20 protein-coding genes are annotated in these 20,297 nt (G+C 33.8%); 10 read left to right on the top strand and 10 right to left on the bottom strand.

The window, feature by feature from the left end; all coding sequences use genetic code 11:
• Positions 1-10: 10 nt before the first annotated feature.
• The 5 genes from ROY99_03990 to ROY99_03970 all read left to right on the top strand — a co-directional run bounded on the left by ROY99_03990 (position 11) and on the right by ROY99_03970 (position 3,544).
• Positions 11-403 (top strand): DUF2203 domain-containing protein, encoded by a 393-nt coding sequence (locus ROY99_03990; protein MDT3695529.1) that lies wholly within the window; start codon positions 11-13, stop codon positions 401-403.
• Positions 404-595: 192 nt separating this feature from the next.
• On the top strand, positions 596-892 hold the full coding sequence (locus ROY99_03985) for a hypothetical protein (GenBank protein MDT3695528.1): 297 nt from the start codon (positions 596-598) through the stop codon (positions 890-892).
• Between the two features lie 145 nt (positions 893-1,037).
• Positions 1,038-1,376, top strand: coding sequence for a hypothetical protein (locus ROY99_03980; GenBank protein MDT3695527.1), 339 nt, complete (start codon positions 1,038-1,040; stop codon positions 1,374-1,376).
• A gap of 15 nt (positions 1,377-1,391) precedes the next feature.
• Complete coding sequence (locus ROY99_03975; GenBank protein ID MDT3695526.1) at positions 1,392-2,111, top strand: response regulator transcription factor; 720 nt, start codon at positions 1,392-1,394, stop codon at positions 2,109-2,111.
• Between the two features lie 8 nt (positions 2,112-2,119).
• Positions 2,120-3,544 carry an ATP-binding protein gene (locus tag ROY99_03970; protein ID MDT3695525.1) on the top strand — a complete coding sequence of 475 codons (1,425 nt, stop codon included), beginning with the start codon at positions 2,120-2,122 and terminating at the stop codon, positions 3,542-3,544.
• Between the two features lies 1 nt (position 3,545).
• Here the strand turns inward: ROY99_03970 and ROY99_03965 are convergent, their stop codons facing one another.
• From ROY99_03965 to ROY99_03935, 7 genes are all read right to left on the bottom strand, one after another.
• Entirely contained in the window at positions 3,546-3,965 is a 420-nt protein-coding gene (locus ROY99_03965; protein MDT3695524.1) for a hypothetical protein, read from the bottom strand.
• 72 nt (positions 3,966-4,037) lie between these two features.
• On the bottom strand, positions 4,038-4,253 hold the full coding sequence (locus ROY99_03960; GenBank protein ID MDT3695523.1) for a GxxExxY protein: 216 nt from the start codon (positions 4,251-4,253) through the stop codon (positions 4,038-4,040).
• A 125-nt stretch (positions 4,254-4,378) separates the two neighbouring features.
• Complete coding sequence (serC, locus tag ROY99_03955) at positions 4,379-5,482, bottom strand: 3-phosphoserine/phosphohydroxythreonine transaminase (GenBank protein MDT3695522.1); 1,104 nt, start codon at positions 5,480-5,482, stop codon at positions 4,379-4,381.
• Positions 5,483-5,578: 96 nt separating this feature from the next.
• A complete protein-coding gene (locus tag ROY99_03950) occupies positions 5,579-6,826 on the bottom strand; it encodes a DUF1015 family protein (protein ID MDT3695521.1) in 1,248 nt (415 codons plus the stop codon).
• Positions 6,827-6,954: 128 nt separating this feature from the next.
• A complete protein-coding gene (locus ROY99_03945; GenBank protein MDT3695520.1) occupies positions 6,955-7,668 on the bottom strand; it encodes a hypothetical protein in 714 nt (237 codons plus the stop codon).
• 203 nt (positions 7,669-7,871) lie between these two features.
• A complete protein-coding gene (locus ROY99_03940) occupies positions 7,872-8,297 on the bottom strand; it encodes a hypothetical protein (protein MDT3695519.1) in 426 nt (141 codons plus the stop codon).
• 54 nt (positions 8,298-8,351) lie between these two features.
• Positions 8,352-8,804 carry a hypothetical protein gene (locus ROY99_03935; GenBank protein MDT3695518.1) on the bottom strand — a complete coding sequence of 151 codons (453 nt, stop codon included), beginning with the start codon at positions 8,802-8,804 and terminating at the stop codon, positions 8,352-8,354.
• Between the two features lie 367 nt (positions 8,805-9,171).
• Here ROY99_03935 and ROY99_03930 point away from each other — a divergent pair, with 367 nt between their 5' ends.
• From ROY99_03930 to ROY99_03910, 5 genes are all read left to right on the top strand, one after another.
• Positions 9,172-9,957: an alpha/beta hydrolase-fold protein gene (locus ROY99_03930; GenBank protein ID MDT3695517.1), complete on the top strand. Its 786-nt coding sequence runs from the start codon at positions 9,172-9,174 to the stop codon at positions 9,955-9,957.
• Between the two features lie 115 nt (positions 9,958-10,072).
• Positions 10,073-10,918 (top strand): neutral zinc metallopeptidase, encoded by an 846-nt coding sequence (locus ROY99_03925; protein ID MDT3695516.1) that lies wholly within the window; start codon positions 10,073-10,075, stop codon positions 10,916-10,918.
• A gap of 11 nt (positions 10,919-10,929) precedes the next feature.
• Positions 10,930-11,577, top strand: coding sequence for an HAD family acid phosphatase (locus ROY99_03920; GenBank protein ID MDT3695515.1), 648 nt, complete (start codon positions 10,930-10,932; stop codon positions 11,575-11,577).
• A 603-nt stretch (positions 11,578-12,180) separates the two neighbouring features.
• Positions 12,181-14,838, top strand: coding sequence for a valine--tRNA ligase (locus ROY99_03915; protein MDT3695514.1), 2,658 nt, complete (start codon positions 12,181-12,183; stop codon positions 14,836-14,838).
• A gap of 239 nt (positions 14,839-15,077) precedes the next feature.
• On the top strand, positions 15,078-15,578 hold the full coding sequence (locus ROY99_03910; protein ID MDT3695513.1) for a DinB family protein: 501 nt from the start codon (positions 15,078-15,080) through the stop codon (positions 15,576-15,578).
• Between the two features lie 35 nt (positions 15,579-15,613).
• On the opposite strand, the gene ROY99_03905 is transcribed toward ROY99_03910, so the two are convergent.
• The 3 genes from ROY99_03905 to ROY99_03895 form a co-directional block, all read right to left on the bottom strand.
• Entirely contained in the window at positions 15,614-16,447 is an 834-nt protein-coding gene (locus ROY99_03905; GenBank protein MDT3695512.1) for a matrixin family metalloprotease, read from the bottom strand.
• A gap of 169 nt (positions 16,448-16,616) precedes the next feature.
• Positions 16,617-17,963: an ATP cone domain-containing protein gene (locus tag ROY99_03900; protein MDT3695511.1), complete on the bottom strand. Its 1,347-nt coding sequence runs from the start codon at positions 17,961-17,963 to the stop codon at positions 16,617-16,619.
• Between the two features lie 146 nt (positions 17,964-18,109).
• Positions 18,110-20,176, bottom strand: coding sequence for a T9SS type A sorting domain-containing protein (locus ROY99_03895; GenBank protein ID MDT3695510.1), 2,067 nt, complete (start codon positions 20,174-20,176; stop codon positions 18,110-18,112).
• Positions 20,177-20,297: the final 121 nt, after the last annotated feature.

Genomic DNA, 20,297 nt, shown 5'->3' with positions numbered 1-20,297 from the left:
CAGGATTCAGATGACAACTGAAACAAAATATTTTACTCCTGCCGAGGCGAGAAAAACATTACCGTTAGTTAAGAATATCGTCAGGGATATATTGCAGGCAACAAGAGAAATGCGTTTAATTGCTGATGAAATTGAATCCGGTTTACAAGATGATACAAGGATAAATAAATTAGCTTCGGATGTTAACGGGTTTTTAGCCGAGCTTGAAGAGATCGGCTGCTATTTTAAAGATACCAGATTTCAGATAGGGCTTATTGATTTTCCAGCAGTGATTGATGGAGAAGAAGTATTTTTATGCTGGCGAAGTGATGAAGAAGATATAATTTATTATCATAGTATAGATGCCGGATATTCAGGCAGAAAATTAATACCGCCGCAATACTTCGAGAAACCAACGATTTAAAATTCTCAGCTGACTAAAATTTCCTTGTGTTTTGTTTTAGATCTGATAAATCAATTTTTATAAAATATCTCTAACCTCATTTCAATTCTTAGAACTTGCATAATTAATATTAAAAGATATTAATCTTAGATTAATTATATCTTAATCAATCCTGTGTAGCTTTAAATCAGAAAATCAGGAAAGGAGTTTAAGATGAAATCATTACCCGAGTTTAAAGATTTTGCACATAGCGATCCTGTTCTGCAAAAAAGGCTGGTTAAATACTATAACTATGCAGGAGTTAAACAGGCAGATGAGGGAAAACTTATGGAAGCTTTAAACTTTTTCAACAAAGCTCTTAGGATTGATCCTTCTTCCAGACAAGCATTATTTAACCGTGCAACAATAAAAGTAGATCTGGGTGAATTTGAAGAAGCAAGAAAGGATTTTTCTCTGATCATTAATTTGGATGCAACTGATAACCAAAATAATCTTGTCTTATCCCTTTAATGCTGAGCAAAAACAATAAGCAATAATTAAACATTAATTTTTTTTAATCTGGAATTAATATTGCTTTAATAATTGAATACTAAGTTTCATCTGTAAGCTTTAGACAATTTATTTAATAATCTTAAACAAAACAGGAGATAAAAAAATGAAAGCACGTATCTTTTCACTTGCAGTAGCAGTTCTTTTAATTGCATTTTCGGCAAACACTGCTTTAATGGCTCAGAATAAACAGACAAACAAAACAAATCAAAAAGATGTAAAGAAAACTGAGCAGAAAATTGAAATGAAAACAGTTCAAGACCACAATAAAATACATCAAAATAAACCTGAGACTACCGAGAAAGCGAAAGAGATAGATAAGACATTAAAGCATAACTCAATTAACAAAAATGAAAATGAAAAAAAAGAAATAACACATAAAGTTATGCATAACAATAAAAAGACAGACACTGAGAAGAATACTAAGACAGCCGATAAGAAATAGCAGGCTTATTGATTGATGAAAAAAAGGAGAGTATTATCTCTCTTTTTTTTTATAACTTTAAGTATGAAAATACTTGTTGTTGAAGATGAAAAGAAAGTTGCATCCTTTATAAAAAAGGGATTAGAGGAAGAATATTATTCTGTTGATGTTGCATTTGACGGGAAAGAGGGATTAAGGCTTGCCTTATATGAAGAATATGACCTAATGATCCTTGACCTGATGCTGCCATACAAAGATGGGCTTACAATTCTTAAAGAAATCCGGAATGGAAAAGTTTTGACTCCAGTGCTGATTTTAACTGCAAGAGACACTGTTCAAGACAAAGTAAACGGACTTGATACCGGTGCAGATGATTATCTTGCCAAACCATTTTCATTCGAAGAATTATTAGCAAGGATCAGAGCGCTTCTCAGAAGAAACTCACAGGATAAAAACAATATTCTTAAAGTCAGTGATTTGATTTTAGATATACATTCACATAAAGCACTTAGAAATAACGTGGAAATTCCGCTGACTCTTAAAGAGTTTTCAATTCTGGAGTATTTAGTGAGAAACAAAAACCGGGTTATTTCGAGAACCAGACTATCAGAACATATTTATGAATTTCACTTTGACCCCGAAACAAATGTTATAGATGTTTTCATAAACAAATTACGAAACAAAATTGATAAGGGATTTCAAAAACAAATTATCCAGACTGTAAGAGGTGTAGGTTATCTAATAAAAGATGATTAAGAGCTGCAATGCAAATAAATTTAGAAAAGTATTTTAAAAGCACACGATTTAAAACCACTCTTTGGTATTCCATTATTTTTCTATTGCTCGAAATAGTATTGGGAACGATAATTTATATTTTTGTTAATCAAACTATGAGGGAAGAGCTTGATACCTCTTTGACTAAACAAGCTGAGTCTATCTACAGCTTTGTCAGAGAAAGTGAAGTTAATCTTTCTGAGTTTGAATCCGATTCTATTTACTCATCTCCTGATGAATTAGTTTATGATATTATTTTTGAAGCACTGGCGTTTAACCCTAATAACACCTATGTTCAAGTGTCAATCAAAGATAAAGTAATCTTCAGAACTGCCAATCTTGGTAATAATTATTTTAAAGCCCAGCCGCTTAGCGATACATTAAGTCTGATTAACTACAACGATACAACTTTGTCTGTATATCCGATTAGAGCTGCATATCTGGATAAGAATAATTATATGATCATTGCCGCTTTTCCGCTCGAAACAATTTCAAAAACTTTAGATAACCTGGAAAGTCTTTATATAATAATTGCACCTGTTTTTCTTTTTCTTTCTTTTGCCGGCGGGGCTTTTCTTTCATTTAAAGCATTAGCACGTATTGACAAAATAATAAAACGGACTGATGAAATTGATACATTTAATCTTGATACTTTGCTTGATGGCGAAAATTATGCAGATGAATATGGAAGGCTTGTAAAAACTCTCAATCGAATGTTAACACGGATTAAAGGCTCTTTTGAATATATGAATCAATTTGCTATCAGTGCATCCCACGAACTGAAAACCCCACTAACTATTTTAAGAGGTGAGTTGGAACTCGCATTAAAATCATCAAAGTCTAAGGAGCAATATCATGAAATCATTAAAAGCAGTTATGAGGAAACTTTAAGATTAATAAATATTGTGGAAAGACTTTTCTTTATTACCAAGCTTGATAATTCAATTATTCAATTAAACAAAACCAAAATTAATTTGATTGAATTAATCACTGATTTGATTGAAGGATTCGGAAGCATTGCTGAAGAGAAACATCTTAATATAATTTTAGAGTTTCCTCACAAGAACAACATTGTTATAAATGCTGATGCTGATCTGATAAGACAAGTATTGATTAATCTGATTGATAACGCAATTAAGTATAGTCTTGAAAACAGCAGCGTTTTAATTAAGTGTGATAAAAATAAGAATGATGCGGTTTATTTTTCCATAACAAATAAGAGTGAGCCGGTTTCAAAAGAAATTATTCCAAAACTTTTTGATAGGTTTTACAGAGCAGAGATATCAAGAAACAGAAATCTTGGCGGAGTTGGACTCGGGCTTTCTGTTGTTAAGCATATAATTGATCTTCATAGTTTTAATATAAAAATTGAAAGTGATGAGCAGGGATACTTTACTGCAGTAGTTATGTTCTGAGTTATTTAATTAATTCCAGCTGAACTTCAATATTTGTTTGGTTCTCGGAGTTTAAGTCGAGAATTTTATAAATTATTTTATAGCTGCCTTCCTGATAAGATGAATCAAGCTCAAACTGTGCTTCAAGTGAAACATCCATTATTGCCTCATCTTTTGTCTCTTGTTTTTCATCTGCAAAAATCGACTGCACTTTTTCGCCATTAGGTTTTATTAAGTCAACTGAGTATTTAATAGATGCGGTGTATATACCGTCTTTTTCAAACTGAAGAAATCCTTTGACCATAACCTGCGAATTAACTTCCCAGCTATCGCCCAGATCGTAAGCAAAAGCTTCTGGACTAAAGGCTTCAAACTTTACATCTTTCTTGCCGCACGAAACAATTGCAAACAAACCAAAAATAATTATTAATACTTTTTTCATTTTACTCCTTTGCAATCGAATGTTAAAATCTAACCACAAAGAACACAAAGATTTGTCTCTAAGTACACGAAGTTAGAGGATTATTCTTTTTAATCCATCTTTAAGTAGCTTTACATTAAAATTAATGAGTGCGCCAAGTTTGTATTTACTCAATTTTAAATATGTTAATACCTGTGAAAGATGAACATCATTTAAAGTCTCAACCGATTTACACTCAATAATCAATTTGTTTTCTACAATTAAATCAAATCTATATCCAACATCAGGCTTTACATCTTCATAGACCAAGATTATTATGAACTTTAATAGCTAAGCCAATTATTATTTTTGATAATCCATCCTCAGTCATTATGTTATGGTATCCTTTGTATGGGCTTTCTTCGTGAACTTTGTGGTTAAATGTTCTTTCTTTTTTAGCTATTTCTTTTTTGGAAATCACTCATAAAGCTAACAAGATCATCTACACCTTTTGCCGGGAAGGCATTGTAGATTGATGCTCTTAATCCGCCGACTGAACGATGACCTTTCAGACCGTTAAATCCTGCTTTGGTTGCTTCATCAATTAATTTTTTCTCAAGATCTGCAGTTGCAAGATTAAAGGTAACATTCATCAAAGAGCGGGATTCTTTTTCCGAATGTCCTTTATAAAATCCGCCGCTGTTATCAATTGCATCATAAAGAGTTTTTGCTTTTGCTTTATTTATCTCATACATCTTGCTCAATCCGCCTAAGCCTGCAAGGTATTTAGCAACGATTTTAATAATATAGATTCCAAATGTATTTGGAGTATTATACATAGAATCATTTTCTGCGTGGATTTTATAATTAAGCATTGTATGCAGCGAGTCTTGACTTCTTTCAAGCAAATCTTTTCTGATAATTACAAGAACAACTCCCGAGGGACCAATATTTTTTTGTGCCCCGGCATATATCAATCCATATTTACTCACATCAATTGGTTTGTGAAGAATATCAGATGATGCATCGCAAACAAGAGGAACATTACCGACTTCCGGCTCGCTCTGCCATTGTGTTCCAAAGATTGTATTGTTGGATGTAAAGTGAACATAAGCAGCATCCGGATCAAGTTTGAGTTCGCTTTGTTTCGGAATGCGTTTAAAGAATTTCTTATCTCCTTCACCTTCTTCGGTAGTTGCTGCTATGTTTACAGTTCCTACTCTCTTTGCTTCTTTAATTGCCTTTTTGGACCAGCTTCCGGTAGAAATATAATCAGCTTTGTTTTTAGGAGGCATTAAATTTAACGGAACCATTGAAAACTGAAGGCTTGCACCGCCTTGTAAAAATAATATCTCATAATTATCCGGAACACTTAATAAATTTTTTATGCCAGCCTTCGCATCAGCCAGAATAGCTTCAAATGTTTTTGAACGGTGAGAAATTTCCAGGATAGACATTCCGACTCCCGGTAATGCAAACAATTCTTTTTGTGCTTCTAGTAAAACTTCTTCCGGTAAGATTGCCGGACCAGCACTGAAGTTATAGATTCTTTTTTCCATAATGTTTTCCTTTTGTTTTATTTCTTTGTGAATCTTTGTGTCATCGAGTCTTAATGGCAAAGAAAACTCGCCACTAAGTCACAAAGACACTAAGTTTTAAATTAAATGTGTTAAAAGTCCATCTCTCAATTTAGGTTCAAACCATGTTGATTTTGGCGGCATCACTTCTCCGGCATCCGAGATATTCATCAAGTCGTCTAATCCAACAGGATAAAGTGAAAATGCAACTGCTGCTTTACCAGAATCAACAAGTTTTTCCAATTCTTTTGTTCCGCGTATTCCGCCGATAAAATCAATTCTGTTATTAGTTCTTGGATCATCAATTCCAAGTATAGGATTTAATAAAAAGTTCTGAAGAATACTTACATCAAGTTTTTCTCCGACAGATTTTTCTAATGATAAGCTTGCAAAAACAGAATCTCTTGGTTTTAGCTCAAACCATTCTTTATCAATATACATACAAAAAGTGTTTTTTGATTTTGGTTCTTTGTTTTCAGTTTTTGTAATTGTGAATTTCTGTGCAGCCGAATCCATAAAATCAGCTTTACTTAATCCGTTAAGATCAAACACAACACGATTGTAGGGTAAAATCTTTAACTGTTCTTCCGGAAAAATAACAGCAATAAAATAATTATATTCTTCGCTGCCGGTATGATTTGAATTTGATTTCATCTTTTCTTCTTTTGCACGGCTTGCACTTTTTGCACGATGATGTCCATCAGCAATGTAAAGTTTGGCTATCTTTTTAAACTCATCAACGATAACATTGTTGTATTCATCAGGCAGAATCCAAACAGTGTGTTTAATTCCATCGGGTGCAGTAAAATCATATTCCGGAGTTACATCATTTAAAGTTTTGTCAACAATCTCATTTACAGTTTTAACTCCGCGATAAGTTAGAAATACAACTCCGGTTTGTGCTTCGGTTATAATAATATGATTTGTTCTGTCATCTTCTTTTGCTTTGCGGGTTTTTTCGTGCTTAAGAATAACATCATTATCATAATCATCCACAGAAAAAGTTGCACAAATTCCTGTCTGTGCTCTTCCATTCATAATTAATCTGTAAAGATAGAAGTGTGGTTTTTCATCAATTTTTAAAGGGGCAGTTTTTGTGATATTTGCAAGATTTTCTTTTGCTTTCAGATATACTTCCTTTGAGTAAACATCTTTAACTTCGGGCAGATCAATTTCTGATCTGGTAATGTGTAAATAGCTAAGCGGATTTCCTTCGGCAAAATGCGCGGCTTCTTCCCGATTAACAACATCATAAGGTACGCTTGCAACTAATTGTGATTTTTCTTTCGTTGGTCTAAGTGCTTTAAAAGATCTGATAACTGCCATAAAATCAATCTCCGTTTTTTAGAAAAGATTATTAAAAATTGGTATCTCAAAAATCCAAAAAATAAACATAATAAGCCAATTAGGAAGCGGGAAATTACTTGCAAGTAAACAATTCCGTGAAGAGATTTTTACGGTTTCTTTAAAATGAAATGAGCATAAGATGTTAATAATGGGACAGGAAATTTTAGAAGCATTTTTGATTTTACTTCTTCAATTTTATATAGTATGGGAATTTTATTGTAATAATTGTGACCAAAGTATCCAGCATATTCAATAATTTCGTATCCAATTTTCTCAAATCTATTTATCATTTTATTTGAAGGTCCACGGCACCAATCATAATAAGCTTTAAATTTTCCATGTTTGTTATCATCACGTGGAGCAACAATATTTAAAATAAAATCACTTAACCTTTCAGGTAAAATTCTGTTAATCATAAAGGGTAAAGTATAAAGAGTTGAAAAACAATGAAAAGATAATCCGCCAACATTTAATAGGTTATAAATGTTTTTATGAAAAGTTTGTGCATCAGAAATATGTTCTCCAACCATTCTGCTAAATATCAAATCAAATTTTTTAGTTAACACAATATTCTTTTTGCTTAAATCCATTACAAGTTTAGAGTAAATTCCATCAGCTTTTGAAAGTTCTAAATCATCAACATCACTAATTGTATAATCTAAATTGTTTTGTCGAATGAAGTCTGGATTTATTGTCGGATTTGCACCTGCACCAATCTCTAATATTGATTTTATATTGTTTTTTAATATTAATTGTTGAACGAAAGGATCTGTTTTAGACCAACCAATAAAATCTTTGACGAAATAATAAGATATTTCCATATTCAAAAAGTAAAAAAGGCATAGGTTATATCCTATGTTCTTAATAGTAACTTACTCTAAAGTCCTATCATCGTTTTGGGCAACAGTAACATTTAATTTCAATGTTCGGGCATTAAACAAATTGATTGCCATTAGACTTGAAAAATTCGAACCAAGACCTTGAATGACAAAATACTGATCAAATACATCAATGTAATGTGGACCTATATAATGATTACCGCATTTCCCCACAAATTTTGAATGACCGATTGATTTAAGCAAAATATTGCAGCGTGACCACTTGATGCATTAGATATAATAAACTCGTGTTTCACATTGTTCCTAATAATGTTGCCACAAGAATACCTGTCGCTATTATTCATTATCCACCCTAATATATTATTATTGCCATTATTTGACCATAACCAAGTCCAATTTGTACCATTGAATTTAAGTATTGCAACCCAAGGTGTTTTTATGCATAATAGTTCATCGAAACCATCACCATCAAAATCAAAGGTAAAATATTTATCTCCACTTGCGACATTCCAGCCATTTAGTCCACCAGTTCCAGAATTACTCCAAGGTGATCCCCATGAACCTGAAAAAGATAATAATGATGCCCAATGAGTATTATAATTAAGAGCCATATTTGTTGATTAGCTGGATCGAAGGGATTAAATTTTCCACTAACAAAAATATCTTCAGGGTTTATTACTCCAACCACCAATCCAGTCGTTGCCTGAATTTGACCACGGCATCATCCAACCAGCACTTGGGTGATTATATATTAATGCAGCCCAATAGCTTGAATGATTAACAGCAAACAAATATAGCCTATTGCCATTTCCGACAAATGAACTGTATTTATCAAATGAACTAATCTGCCAACCTCCGATTGAGGAATAATTACGAAAATCACTAAAATGCCCAACTTTATTGAAAACTCCATAAAAGTCATTTGGATGTATTACAATCATTAGAGGTTCATCTGTGGCTGTTGTTCCAGATCCGTAATAATAATATCCAGCGATAAACCTATCACTTGATCTTATATTCCATCCTTCAATTTTGCCATTACCATTATTATAGTATTCTGTTTCCCAAGAATATGTTGTTGCGGCATCTTGAATGATCTCTTGATTAAATGACTTCATTAAAGTTCCTTGATTATTTAATTCGGTAGGCAGGTTTGAAGACTCACAACTAAACATGGTTATTAAAATAAAGACTATACTAATCTTTGTAAAAAAAATGATAAAGCCTTTGTACATATTAAAATCTCCCAAAATAATTATTAAAATATTAATTAAACTTAACCATTGCGTTTAGTTATATTAATCCCGTTGGGAACGTACCATTTAAGTGTTTAATATAAATAGGAGAGTATATTGAATGTCGTGTTTTGTGCAAAACACACTTCAATGAAACGAGATATAACTTAAAAATCTTAGTTATATATTTCCCTAAAGTAAAATTAGGTTCTTATTAAATCTATGTTAATCAATTTGAAGGAAAAAAGCATTGCAAAAAATACGCAGAAAGCCCGGGCAGGAAATTGACGAGGTTATTGGCAAAGTTGAGTATCATAAGGAATTTTATTCGGTTTTGCTTGATAACAAACGAGATATAGTAGTTTGGATGCCAAAAGGATATGGCTCATCGAAAAAATCTGGGAAACGGTATCCGGTTCTTTATATGCAAGATGGACAAAATATTCTGGATCCTAAAACTGCATATACAGGAAAAGATTGGCGGATTGATGAAACAGTTACTAGACTTATCAAACAGAAAAAGATAAAAGAAATTATAGTAGTAGGAATTTATAACACAGCCGAAAGACTTGATGAATATAGCTGGAGCGAAAAAGGACAAAATTATCTAAAGTTTATTGTAACCGAGCTGAAACCCTTTATTGATTCTGTTTACAAAACGCTGCCTGATAAAGATAACACTGCAATTATGGGTTCATCAATGGGCGGATTGATTTCATTTTATGCCGCATGGCATCATCCTGATGTTTTTTCAATGGCTGGATGTATGTCAAGTTCATTCTATTATAATAATGATAGAAGCATAAAACAGGTTGAAGATTATCAAGGACAAAAAAAACACGTTAAGTTTTATATTGATCACGGTGAAGACGGAGCAATACGAGGACAAAGAATGTCTGTTGCACTTTCTAAAAGAGGATATATAATTGGACAGGATATTGATTATTATTATGCACCAGGGGCAGAGCATAATGAAAAAGAATGGGCAGCAAGATTGGAAAGACCATTGATTTTCTTTTTTAAAAATCCAAAATAATTTTTAATCCGTAATCGCTCAATTATCATTCAGAAATTATTAAATTACAATGTAGTTTTAATGGCAAATTAAACTTTAAAAAGAATTTCTATTTAATAAATACAAAGGTGGTTTTATGAGATGGCAGGGAAGAAAAGGAAGTTCAAATGTTGAAGATAGACGCGGTCTTTCGTCAAAAGGAGTTATCGGCGGAGGTATTGGCGGAATTGCAATTATTCTTATTGTGATGCTTTTGGGCGGAGATCCTTCTTCATTACTGCAGAATCTTCAAACTACTGATCAGTCATCTACAACTAACTATTCGGAAACAGCAGAGGAAAAAGAGCTTGCAAGTTTTGTTTCTGTTGTGTTAGCTGAAACTGAGAATGTCTGGCATACTATCTTTACTGATTTGGGAAGAGAATATGTTGAACCAAAATTGGTTTTATTTAATGGCAGCGTGCAATCTGCCTGCGGAGTTGCCGGATCATCTACAGGACCATTTTACTGTCCGGGCGATCAAAAGCTGTATATTGATTTAAGTTTTTACAATGAACTTCAGAAGAGATTTAAAGCTCCCGGCGATTTCGCTATGGCTTATGTAGTTGCTCACGAGGTTGGGCATCATATACAAAATCTTCTCGGAACAATGGATAAGGTTCAGAGCCTTCGCTCAAGATTAAGTGAAGAAGAGTATAATCAATATTCGGTAAGGCTGGAACTTCAGGCAGATTTTTATGCAGGAGTATGGGCTCATTATACTGATAAGTTGGAAGGATTACTTGAAGAGGGTGATTTGGATGAAGCATTAAACGCAGCAAGCGCAGTGGGTGATGATAATATTCAAAAACAAATGCAGGGTTACGTTGTTCCGGAATCTTTTACTCATGGAACTTCTGCACAAAGAAAAAAGTGGTTTTATAAAGGATATATCAGCGGTGATATCAGGCAGGGTGATACATTTAGTGATAAAGATTTATAGCAGAAGTTTTTATGAATAGATCAATAATTTTCATTTTTATTACAGTATCCTGCGTTGTTTTTTATTCGTGCTGCCCAACGGAACTTCAAAACCTTTCTGCTGCAAAAAAACAAGTTGAGCATTATTATGAAGATGGTCTGTTTGATAAAGAGCTTGACGAAATCATTGCTGATGCAAAAATGAAATTCAGTAAAGTTGAGGTAAAACAAAATTCTGCTGTCATTTTTGATGTTGATGATACAGCATTGCTTAATTATGAATCAAGCAAGAAAATGGGCTTTGGATATGTTAAGGATATTGTTGATAAATTGGTATCGAATGCAAAAGTGCCGGCTATTCATCAGGTAAGAGATTTGTACAGCTATTTGTTGAGCCGGAATATTAAAATTATTTTCCTTACCGGCAGATTCAGCAATGAGTATGATTACACTTTCCAAAATCTTGTCTATGAAGGTTATTCAAAGTTTGATACACTAATTGTAAGAAGAGCGGGAGAAGAGAAATTATCTGCTGTTGAATATAAATCCAACACAAGAACTGCATTGACACAACAAGGATATGAAATTATAGGAAATGTTGGTGATCAGTGGAGCGATTTGGAGGGACCCTTTAGCGGAATTAAAATTAAAATTCCGAATTATCTGTATGAGATCAGGTAAATCAATTTATTATTCTTAACATTTAACAGTATATCTTGCTAAATCTATAAAGATTCTAGTTGCAGTAGGATGTCCATTATATATTTGCATTACATTTACCCCCACAGAATGAGAAAGTACTGTGTTTAACCCCTCAATTGTAGAGGGGCTTCTATATTTAATAGAACAAAGTTATCTGATAGCTAATAAAAAACAGTGAATCTTCTATTATACTGATTGATTCAATTTTTATTTTGGACTAAAAAGTAAAATCCAAAATTTCAACTCTTCTTGGATAAGGTTTTAAAAAAGACTATAAATTTTAATGGTCAACAAATTAGAACATTTGAAGAAAAAGAAACTGATATCCATATTGCTGCTCAGATGATTCGTAATATCGTTACCGTTCAATGCGATATTTGTTTTGATTTCTTTGGATAGTGGTCTGATTCCTCCAACTAATTTTATAAATGAATTAAAATTTAAAGACTTCGTGTTTCCTAATGAAGTGTAACTTCCCAATGGTTATATTTCTCAAAAGACCAGATAAATGAAAATAGTCACAAATCATTCCATCCTTATTTTATTTATATTTGCACTCAAATTTTTAACAAAGAGTAATAAATGTCCGCAAAAAGTTTTACTGAAATTCCAAAAACATATAACCCCGCCGATGTTGAGGATAAATGGTTCAAGTATTGGAATGATAACAATATTTTTAATTCTGATATAGACGAAACAAAAAAGCCTTACACAATTGCAATCCCGCCGCCAAACATAACCGGTATGTTAACAATGGGACACATTCTTAATAACACTCTTCAGGATATATTTATCCGCACAAAAAGAATGCAAGGTTACAATGCTTGCTGGGTTCCCGGAACAGATCACGCATCAATAGCAACTGAAACAAAAGTAACAAAATTTTTAGCTGATAAACAGATTGATAAATATCAAATCGGAAGAGAAGCTTTTTTAGAACACTGCCAGGAGTGGAAAAAAGAATACGGCGGAATAATTATTCAGCAGTTAAAAAAACTCGGTGTCAGCTGCGATTGGCGGCGCGAGCGGTTTACGATGGATGATGAATATTATCACGAAGTTATAAAAGCATTTGTTGATCTATACAAAGAAGGAAAAATCTACCGCGGCTACAGAATGGTAAACTGGGATCCTGCAAATAAATCTGCAATCTCAGATGAAGAGGTAATTTATAAAACAGTTAATGGCAAATTGTGGTATTTCAAATATCCGGCTATAGATTCTGATGAGTTTGTTATTGTTGCAACAACCCGACCCGAAACAATGCTTGGCGATACAGGAATTGCAGTTAATCCGAATGATAAACGATATAAAAAACTAATCGGCAAAAAAGTATTACTGCCTATTGCCGAAAGAGAAATTCCAATATTTGCCGATGAATATGTTGATCTGGAATTTGGAACAGGTGTAGTTAAAGTTACTCCTGCGCACGATGTAAACGATTATGAAATGGGACAGCGGCACAAGCTGGAAATGATAAACATCTTTAATGATAATGCAACAACAAACAATAATGTTCCGGAAGAATTTCAAAATCTGGATCGCTATGAAGTAAGAAAAAAAGTTGTTGCACGAATGGAAGAGCTTGGCTTACTGCATAAGACTGAAGATTACCAAAATAAAGTTGGATATTCTGAACGCGGTAATGTTCCAATCGAACCTTATTTGAGCGAACAATGGTTTATGAAAATGGATGAGCTTGCAAAACCAGCAGTTGAAGTTGTTCAGCAAGGCAAGGTTAAGTTTTATCCAAAACATTGGGAAAAAACTTACTTCCACTGGATGGAAAATATTAAAGATTGGTGTATCTCCCGCCAGCTCTGGTGGGGACACAGAATTCCGGTTTGGTATTGTATCGGAGATGATCACTGCCAGCTTGAATGTAAAAAACCGATTGTTTCAATCGATCCACCGGAACAATGTCCGCACTGCGGTTCAAAAAATTTAAAACAGGATGAAGACGTTCTTGATACCTGGGCATCAAGCTGGCTGTGGGCGCATGCAATATTTAAAACTGATGATGAAAGAAAATATTATTACCCTACAAACACACTTGTTACCGGACCGGATATAATTTTCTTTTGGGTTGCACGAATGATAATGGCTGGAATGCATTTTATGAAAGACATTCCATTTAGCGATGTTTACTTTACAAGCATCATTCGCGATATACAGGGAAGAAAGATGAGTAAATCACTTGGCAACTCACCCGATCCGCTCGATGTGATTAAAGATTATGGAGCCGATGCTTTACGATTCACTGTAATTTATCTTGCCCCGCTTGGGCAGGATGTTTTATTCAGCACAGATAAATGTGAGCTTGGAAGAAACTTTGCAAATAAGATTTGGAATGCGGGAAGATTTTTGCTGATGAACAAAGAAACAATAAAATTAAATTCTTCTCTTTCAGATAAGCACAAAGATTTTGCAGATGAATGGATTATTTCTCGATTAAATAAAACTCTGCAGCAGCTTGGCAAAGCAATGGATGAGTTTGAAGTTAACAATGCAGTAAAAATTATTTATAGTTTTATATGGAATGACTTCTGCGACTGGTATGTTGAAATGATAAAGAACAGACTTTATTCTGATAACAAAGAAATAAAATCTGCAACACTAACCCGCGCAATTTCAATCTTTGAAGATGCATTAAAGATGCTTCATCCGTTTATGCCTTTTATAACAGAAGAACTCTGGCAGCTGATTGATGAAAGGAAAGTCGGCGAAAGTATTTCTACTTCGGAATATCCGACCTTTGAAGAGAGATTAATCAAAGACTCTGCTGATGAAGAGATGGATTTTGTAAAAGATATTATTACTGCAATAAGAAACATTCGCGGTGAAATGAACATTGCTCCATCTAAAAAGATAAATGCAATGATAAAATCTTTCTCTGTTAAAGATTATCAAATCGATTATATTAAAAAACTTGCAAAAGTTGAAGAACTGACCGTGGATGCAAATATCCAGAAACCAAAAGCAAGTGCTTCGGCAGTTTTAAGAAATGTAGAAATTTATATTCCGCTTGAAGGATTGATTGATCTTGATGTTGAAAAACAAAGAATACAAAAAGAGATAGTCAGATTAGAAAGCTCACTTGCCGGGATTGAAAAAAAACTTTCTAATGAAAAATTTGTTGCTAATGCTTCTCCGGAAATTGTAGAAAAAGAAAGAACAAAACAAAAAGATTGGAAGGACAATATCACAAAGCTGAAAGAAATACTAAATAATCTAAAATAAATATTCAACAGGTCAGTCTTCGACTTCGCTCAGACTGACAGGTGATAGTCGCATTGAGTGAAGTCGAAATGTGACAGAAACAAAGATCATCCTTCGACTCCGCTCAGACTGACAAATGGGTGTCACATTGAGCGAAGTCGAAATGTGACAGAAACAAAGATCATCCTTCGACTTCGCTCAGGATGAAAACAAATGCCACGCTGAGTTCATCGAAGTGTGGTAAAAAAAGAGAGGAAAAAATGTATTACAAACTGCAAGATTTTCTAAACGATTGGAAAACTGAATCTGAATTAACATTAAAAGTATTTAGCAATCTAACAGATGAATCATTATCTAAAAAGATTAATGAAAATGTAAGAACAGCAGGAAAGTTAGCCTGGCATATTACAACATCAGTGGGAGAAATGGCTCATCAAACCGGTTTATCATTTAAAGCAGTAGAAGGTAATTTACCTGTTCCGCTTACTGCTAAGGAAATCCTTAATGCTTATGAAGAAGCTTCAGAAAATTTAATAACTGCAATTAATTCTAACTGGAATGATGATTCATTATCTGTTGAAGATAATATGTATGGTGAAATGTGGAAAAGAGGTATTACATTAAAAGTTATAATTGCTCATCAAATTCATCATCGTGCACAATTAACTGTTGTGATGAGATTAAACGGACTTAAAGTACCTGGTGTTTATGGTCCAGCAAAAGAAGAATGGTCAGAGTTTGGAATGCCTGCACAGGAATAATATTGTATTAATTATTTATGTCCTTGAACTGAGATTTAATAATTATTCCAAACGTAGTTTTTTATAAAGCTAATATCCAAAAGTGTTTTAACTGCTAATTTATCTCCGGTTGAAAGTTCATCATAATTCATTTCTGAAGTATGCTCAGGTGAAATATATGGATACATCAGATCTTTTTCGTTTTTGCTGTGTCCTAATCCTAACGCATGCCCAAACTCATGAATAATTGTCGCTTTCAACTCACCAGGCGGCACTTTTTCATCACCATTTTTCAGCAAGCTGATCTGGATTTTAGAAAAATCAATTATTTTGTCTTTATCTACATTATAATTTGTTAAGCCGAGATAATTTTCTTCATACTCTTCGCCCAAGTTTTCAACAAAGATAACGGAGATATCAGCTTCCTTAATGGATTTTACAAAATTATACATTATCCGGTCATCAGCCTTTCGCCAAACATCAAGTGCATATTTTACATAATCTTTATAGGATGATTTAAAATAATCAGAGTTGGAATCCTTTACATAAATGTTAAGCGGAAATCTGAAATCCTCCCAATGTTTTCCGTCCCAAAGCGAGTTGCGGCTTTTATCGATCCGGAAATAATTTTCTGAATCGAATTCTCTTGTATCGGAAGTTTTGCCATTCCTTTTATTTATTCTGTTATTAGAGTAGGTTAAATCAGGTTCGACATCTTTCTTCAGGACAGATTTATTATCAACAGAATGGTATGTCTCAGATGCAGAACTTTTTAATGATGAACTTTTCTGCCTTTTATCATAATAACTTCTTTGGGCATTAAGATCTGAAAAAGCAAAAAAGATAATTCCTGTTAACAAAACGACAGTTAACCGGTTAAAAATTTTCATTTTTAGTCTGATTCCGATAATGATTGAAATAGTTTTAAGCACAGCCGTAAGATTTTAACAAAACTCATTCCAAAATATAACTAAGCAAATTTCAAAAAAATATTATGTTAACAGCAAATTAGTGTATTAAACCGAATAATTCTCTGACTACTATTTTAAAATGATACTCTTAATGATATTGCAGAGCGCTTCCGCCAATAAATTCCCGGATTACACTATCCCCCGGAATTGCGGATTCATCGGTAACGGGGGTTACAGTTTTTAACATCTCATATACTCTGATTGCTCTTTCAAGTGCATCTGCTTTAAGAGGATCACCTATATATTTTTCTTTCCATTCTTCAAAAAGCTTAAGCATTCTGTTTGCATAGACAGGAACTTCATAAGGCATTCCGCTGCTGATAACAAAATCCGCAGTATTTGAGTACGGAATAATATTTCTTAATTCACTACCTCGTACATAGTGCCAATGCTCTAAAGTTTGCTGTGGATTGTAAGCACGAAAAACCGAATCGCGTAACATTCTTCTAATCAGTCTCAAATCTGTCCAGCGGATATATCTGCCATCTCTCCCCTTCATTTGCAGCAGCGGTTCAAGGTATAGTTTAAATTTAACAGCAGCAGAAATATCTTTACTAAATGAGGGATAAAGTCCATGCAAACTATCAATCAAAAGAAGTTCGTCTTTTGCCAGTTTCATTGGTGTTACATTTAACCTTCTTGTACCGGTTTTAAAATCGTAATGTGGAATCATCACTTCTTCACTGTTACTTAACTTTACAAGATGCTCATTGATCAGCTCCAGATCAAGAGCCTGCGGGGTTTCAAAATCATAATCTCCAAATTCATCTTTGGGATGAAATTCAAGATCAAAAAAGTAGTGGTCAACATTTAAAGCTTTGAACTTAAATCCCTTCTTAATCAGCTTTTGCTCAAGTTTAATTGTTGTGGTTGTTTTCCCGGATGATGATGGTCCGCTTATCATCACCATTCTTAATGAATCAAGTCGTTCAATAATTAAACTGGCAGCAAGCTCAACATCATCTTCATAAAGAGCTTCAGATTCATGAACGATATGGGGAAATTCGTCTTTAGCAATTCTTTCATTCAGATGATCAACTGTATGCAGATTGTGTGAAACAGCCCAATCAAGGTTACGCCAGATTTTTTGCCAGGGGATATTCTCATTAATCTTTGAAGCATATCGCCCTTCAGCTTCCCGTCGTTTTGCTGCTTCTTCCCGATATAGAATATACTCCTTAGCAACTTTTGCATGCCCGTTTTCAATCAGAACTTTTTCAACTATGTCCTGAATATTTTCTATATGCGGTACACTGCCTTCGGGAAATTTTTGATTAAGAAGTTCAACAACCTGTTCAGACAAGCTTTGTGCAGTTGACTTATCTCTTCCGCCAACAGCAACCGCAGCGCGATAGATTGCATTTGAAATTCTTTCCTGATTAAAAGGAACAATAGCACCGGATCTTTTAACAACATTTTTAATATGAGTTTTCATTTATGTACCGACTGTATTAGATTTTTATGACAATACAAATTTATAAAATATGAGTGAATGATATGCTTCGTTAAAATTATTTTAATAAATAAAATAAAAAACCCGATTCATTTTGAACCGGGTTTTTAACAATGATAAAACAAAAATCATTTCAGATACAACATTTTTATCATTTCAGTTTTACTTGTGTTTGAGCTTAAAGACGATGCGTTTAACACTGCAAAATAAACTCCAGATGAAAGATTTGAAGCATCAAATAATTTGCTGTACTTTCCTTGGTTTTGTATCTCATCAACCAGCGTACTTACGAGCTCTCCAACTGCATTAAATATTTTTATCTGAACACTGCTTTCTTCGGGCAGATTATATTTAATAACAGTAGCAGGGTTAAACGGGTTTGGATAGTTTTGTTCAATTGTATAATTGATAATCTGATAAAACTCTGCCGTAATAATTTTAGAATAAGAATACGTTCCATCATAATCGATTTGTTTTAATCTATAGTAAGACTTTCCGGTAATAGGATTTGCATCTACAAAAGTATATGTTGTTTTATTTGTAGTGGATCCAATTCCCTGAACAAAACCAATTTTATCCCAGCTAATATTATCGGCTGATCTTTCAATCTCAAATCCTGAGTTATTTAATTCTGTTGCGGTTATCCACTGCAGAGTTGCTTCACTTCCATTTATTACAACCCAAAAAGATTCAAGTTCAACAGGAATAAGTGAAGGATCAACAAAAACTCCGGAATGCTGAGGATTAAACTGATACATCGGATTTACGATTTTTGTCGGATTATAAGGCAGACCAGTATTCCAGACATACAGAAAAACCTGCTTGTTGCTTGGATCAAAATTAAAACTGCCTCCTACCATATCAAGTGTGCCATCATTATTCAGATCTCCAAGCAGTGGCTGTTGAAAACTTGTATTTTGAGTCAACTCAAGAGGCCAGCCTGTAACCTGAGAACCCTCCATATTTAAAGCACGATATCTGCCGGTTGTAACTTCAACTACATTTTCATCAAAAATTATTTCGAACTGTCCATCATTATCTATATCAGCAACAAGGATTTGGTTTGCTGTGCCGTGATATGGTCCCATTGGAAAGTTTGATACCATACTTCCATCTAAATTGAATGCGTAAATATAGAATTGAGGTGTTGGAGAAGATCCATATTCAGCGATGATTATTTCAAGTTCAGAATCACCGTCTATATCAGCAACAATTGGTGCGCCGTATATCCAGTCATTTACTGTTTTGGGAAAACCGGGCAGGTTTGTCCCATCATGTTTTACGGCATATACAATTCCACCTGCATTAGTAGAATCAGAATGTGAACAGAAAACAATTTCAAGTTTTCCATCACCGGTAAGATCAACAAGTACCGGAGCAGAATATGAATTAGAACCAATAGTTGAATCCATAATTGCATAAGGAAAACCGGGTAATATCTGTCCGTCTTTGTTCCACACATATAAAAGATTCCGAGATTCCATTACAACATCCATAACCCCATCGTCGTTAACATCACCAGCAGCTGCTGATGCAGCAACATACCAATCCATCATTTTGGGCCAACCTGGATAAACAGTTCCATCACCTTTATATACAAATGCTTGCTTAGTTCTTGTGCCAATAATCATTTCCATTGCGCCATCACCATCTAAATCTGCTAATGTTGGATTCATAGCATATTTACCAACACTCACCGGAAAACCAGCCAGCAGGGTTCCATCTTTTTTGAAAGCATGGATATGTCCTCCAAGCGGACCACCGGCACTAACAACTACATCCTCTTGACCATCACCATCAACATCTCCGAAAGATACTCCCCAGGCAACTTCATAATATTGAGTAAATGTTTTAGGCCAACCTGGTACTGCGGAACCATCAAGGTTTACAGCATATAAAGTTTCGCCTGCTCCAAATAGTATTTCCATTTCAGCATCTGCATCAAGATTACAGTAAATAGCACCTGTTTTAGGTGAGAATATATTGTACATCCCTTGTTTTGGAAAGCCGGGATAAACTGAATAACCAGGATCATACATATCGCTGTAGTGATTTGATTCAGCAACAATTTCAGAAGATGTAATAAGTTGATCAATATCCGCTATAAAGCTTGTCCTTATTTGTGCATCAACAGAAACAGTAAAGAGCAAAAATGAAACGAGAAAAACAGAAATAACAGTAAGTAGATTTTTCATGCATACCTCTCAGTAAATGTATTTAAGTATATTAGAATTAGTTATGGGTTTTTTAATTTATTTAAGCTCTGATTCAAAGTATAAAAAAAATGTTTATATTACAATTATTATAAATGACTTT

The organism is Ignavibacterium sp. (assembly GCA_032027145.1).
GTDB lineage: Bacteria > Bacteroidota > Ignavibacteria > Ignavibacteriales > Ignavibacteriaceae > IGN3.
Note: the sequence above shows the minus strand (reverse complement) of the source record. Positions and strands in the feature narration are given on the sequence as shown.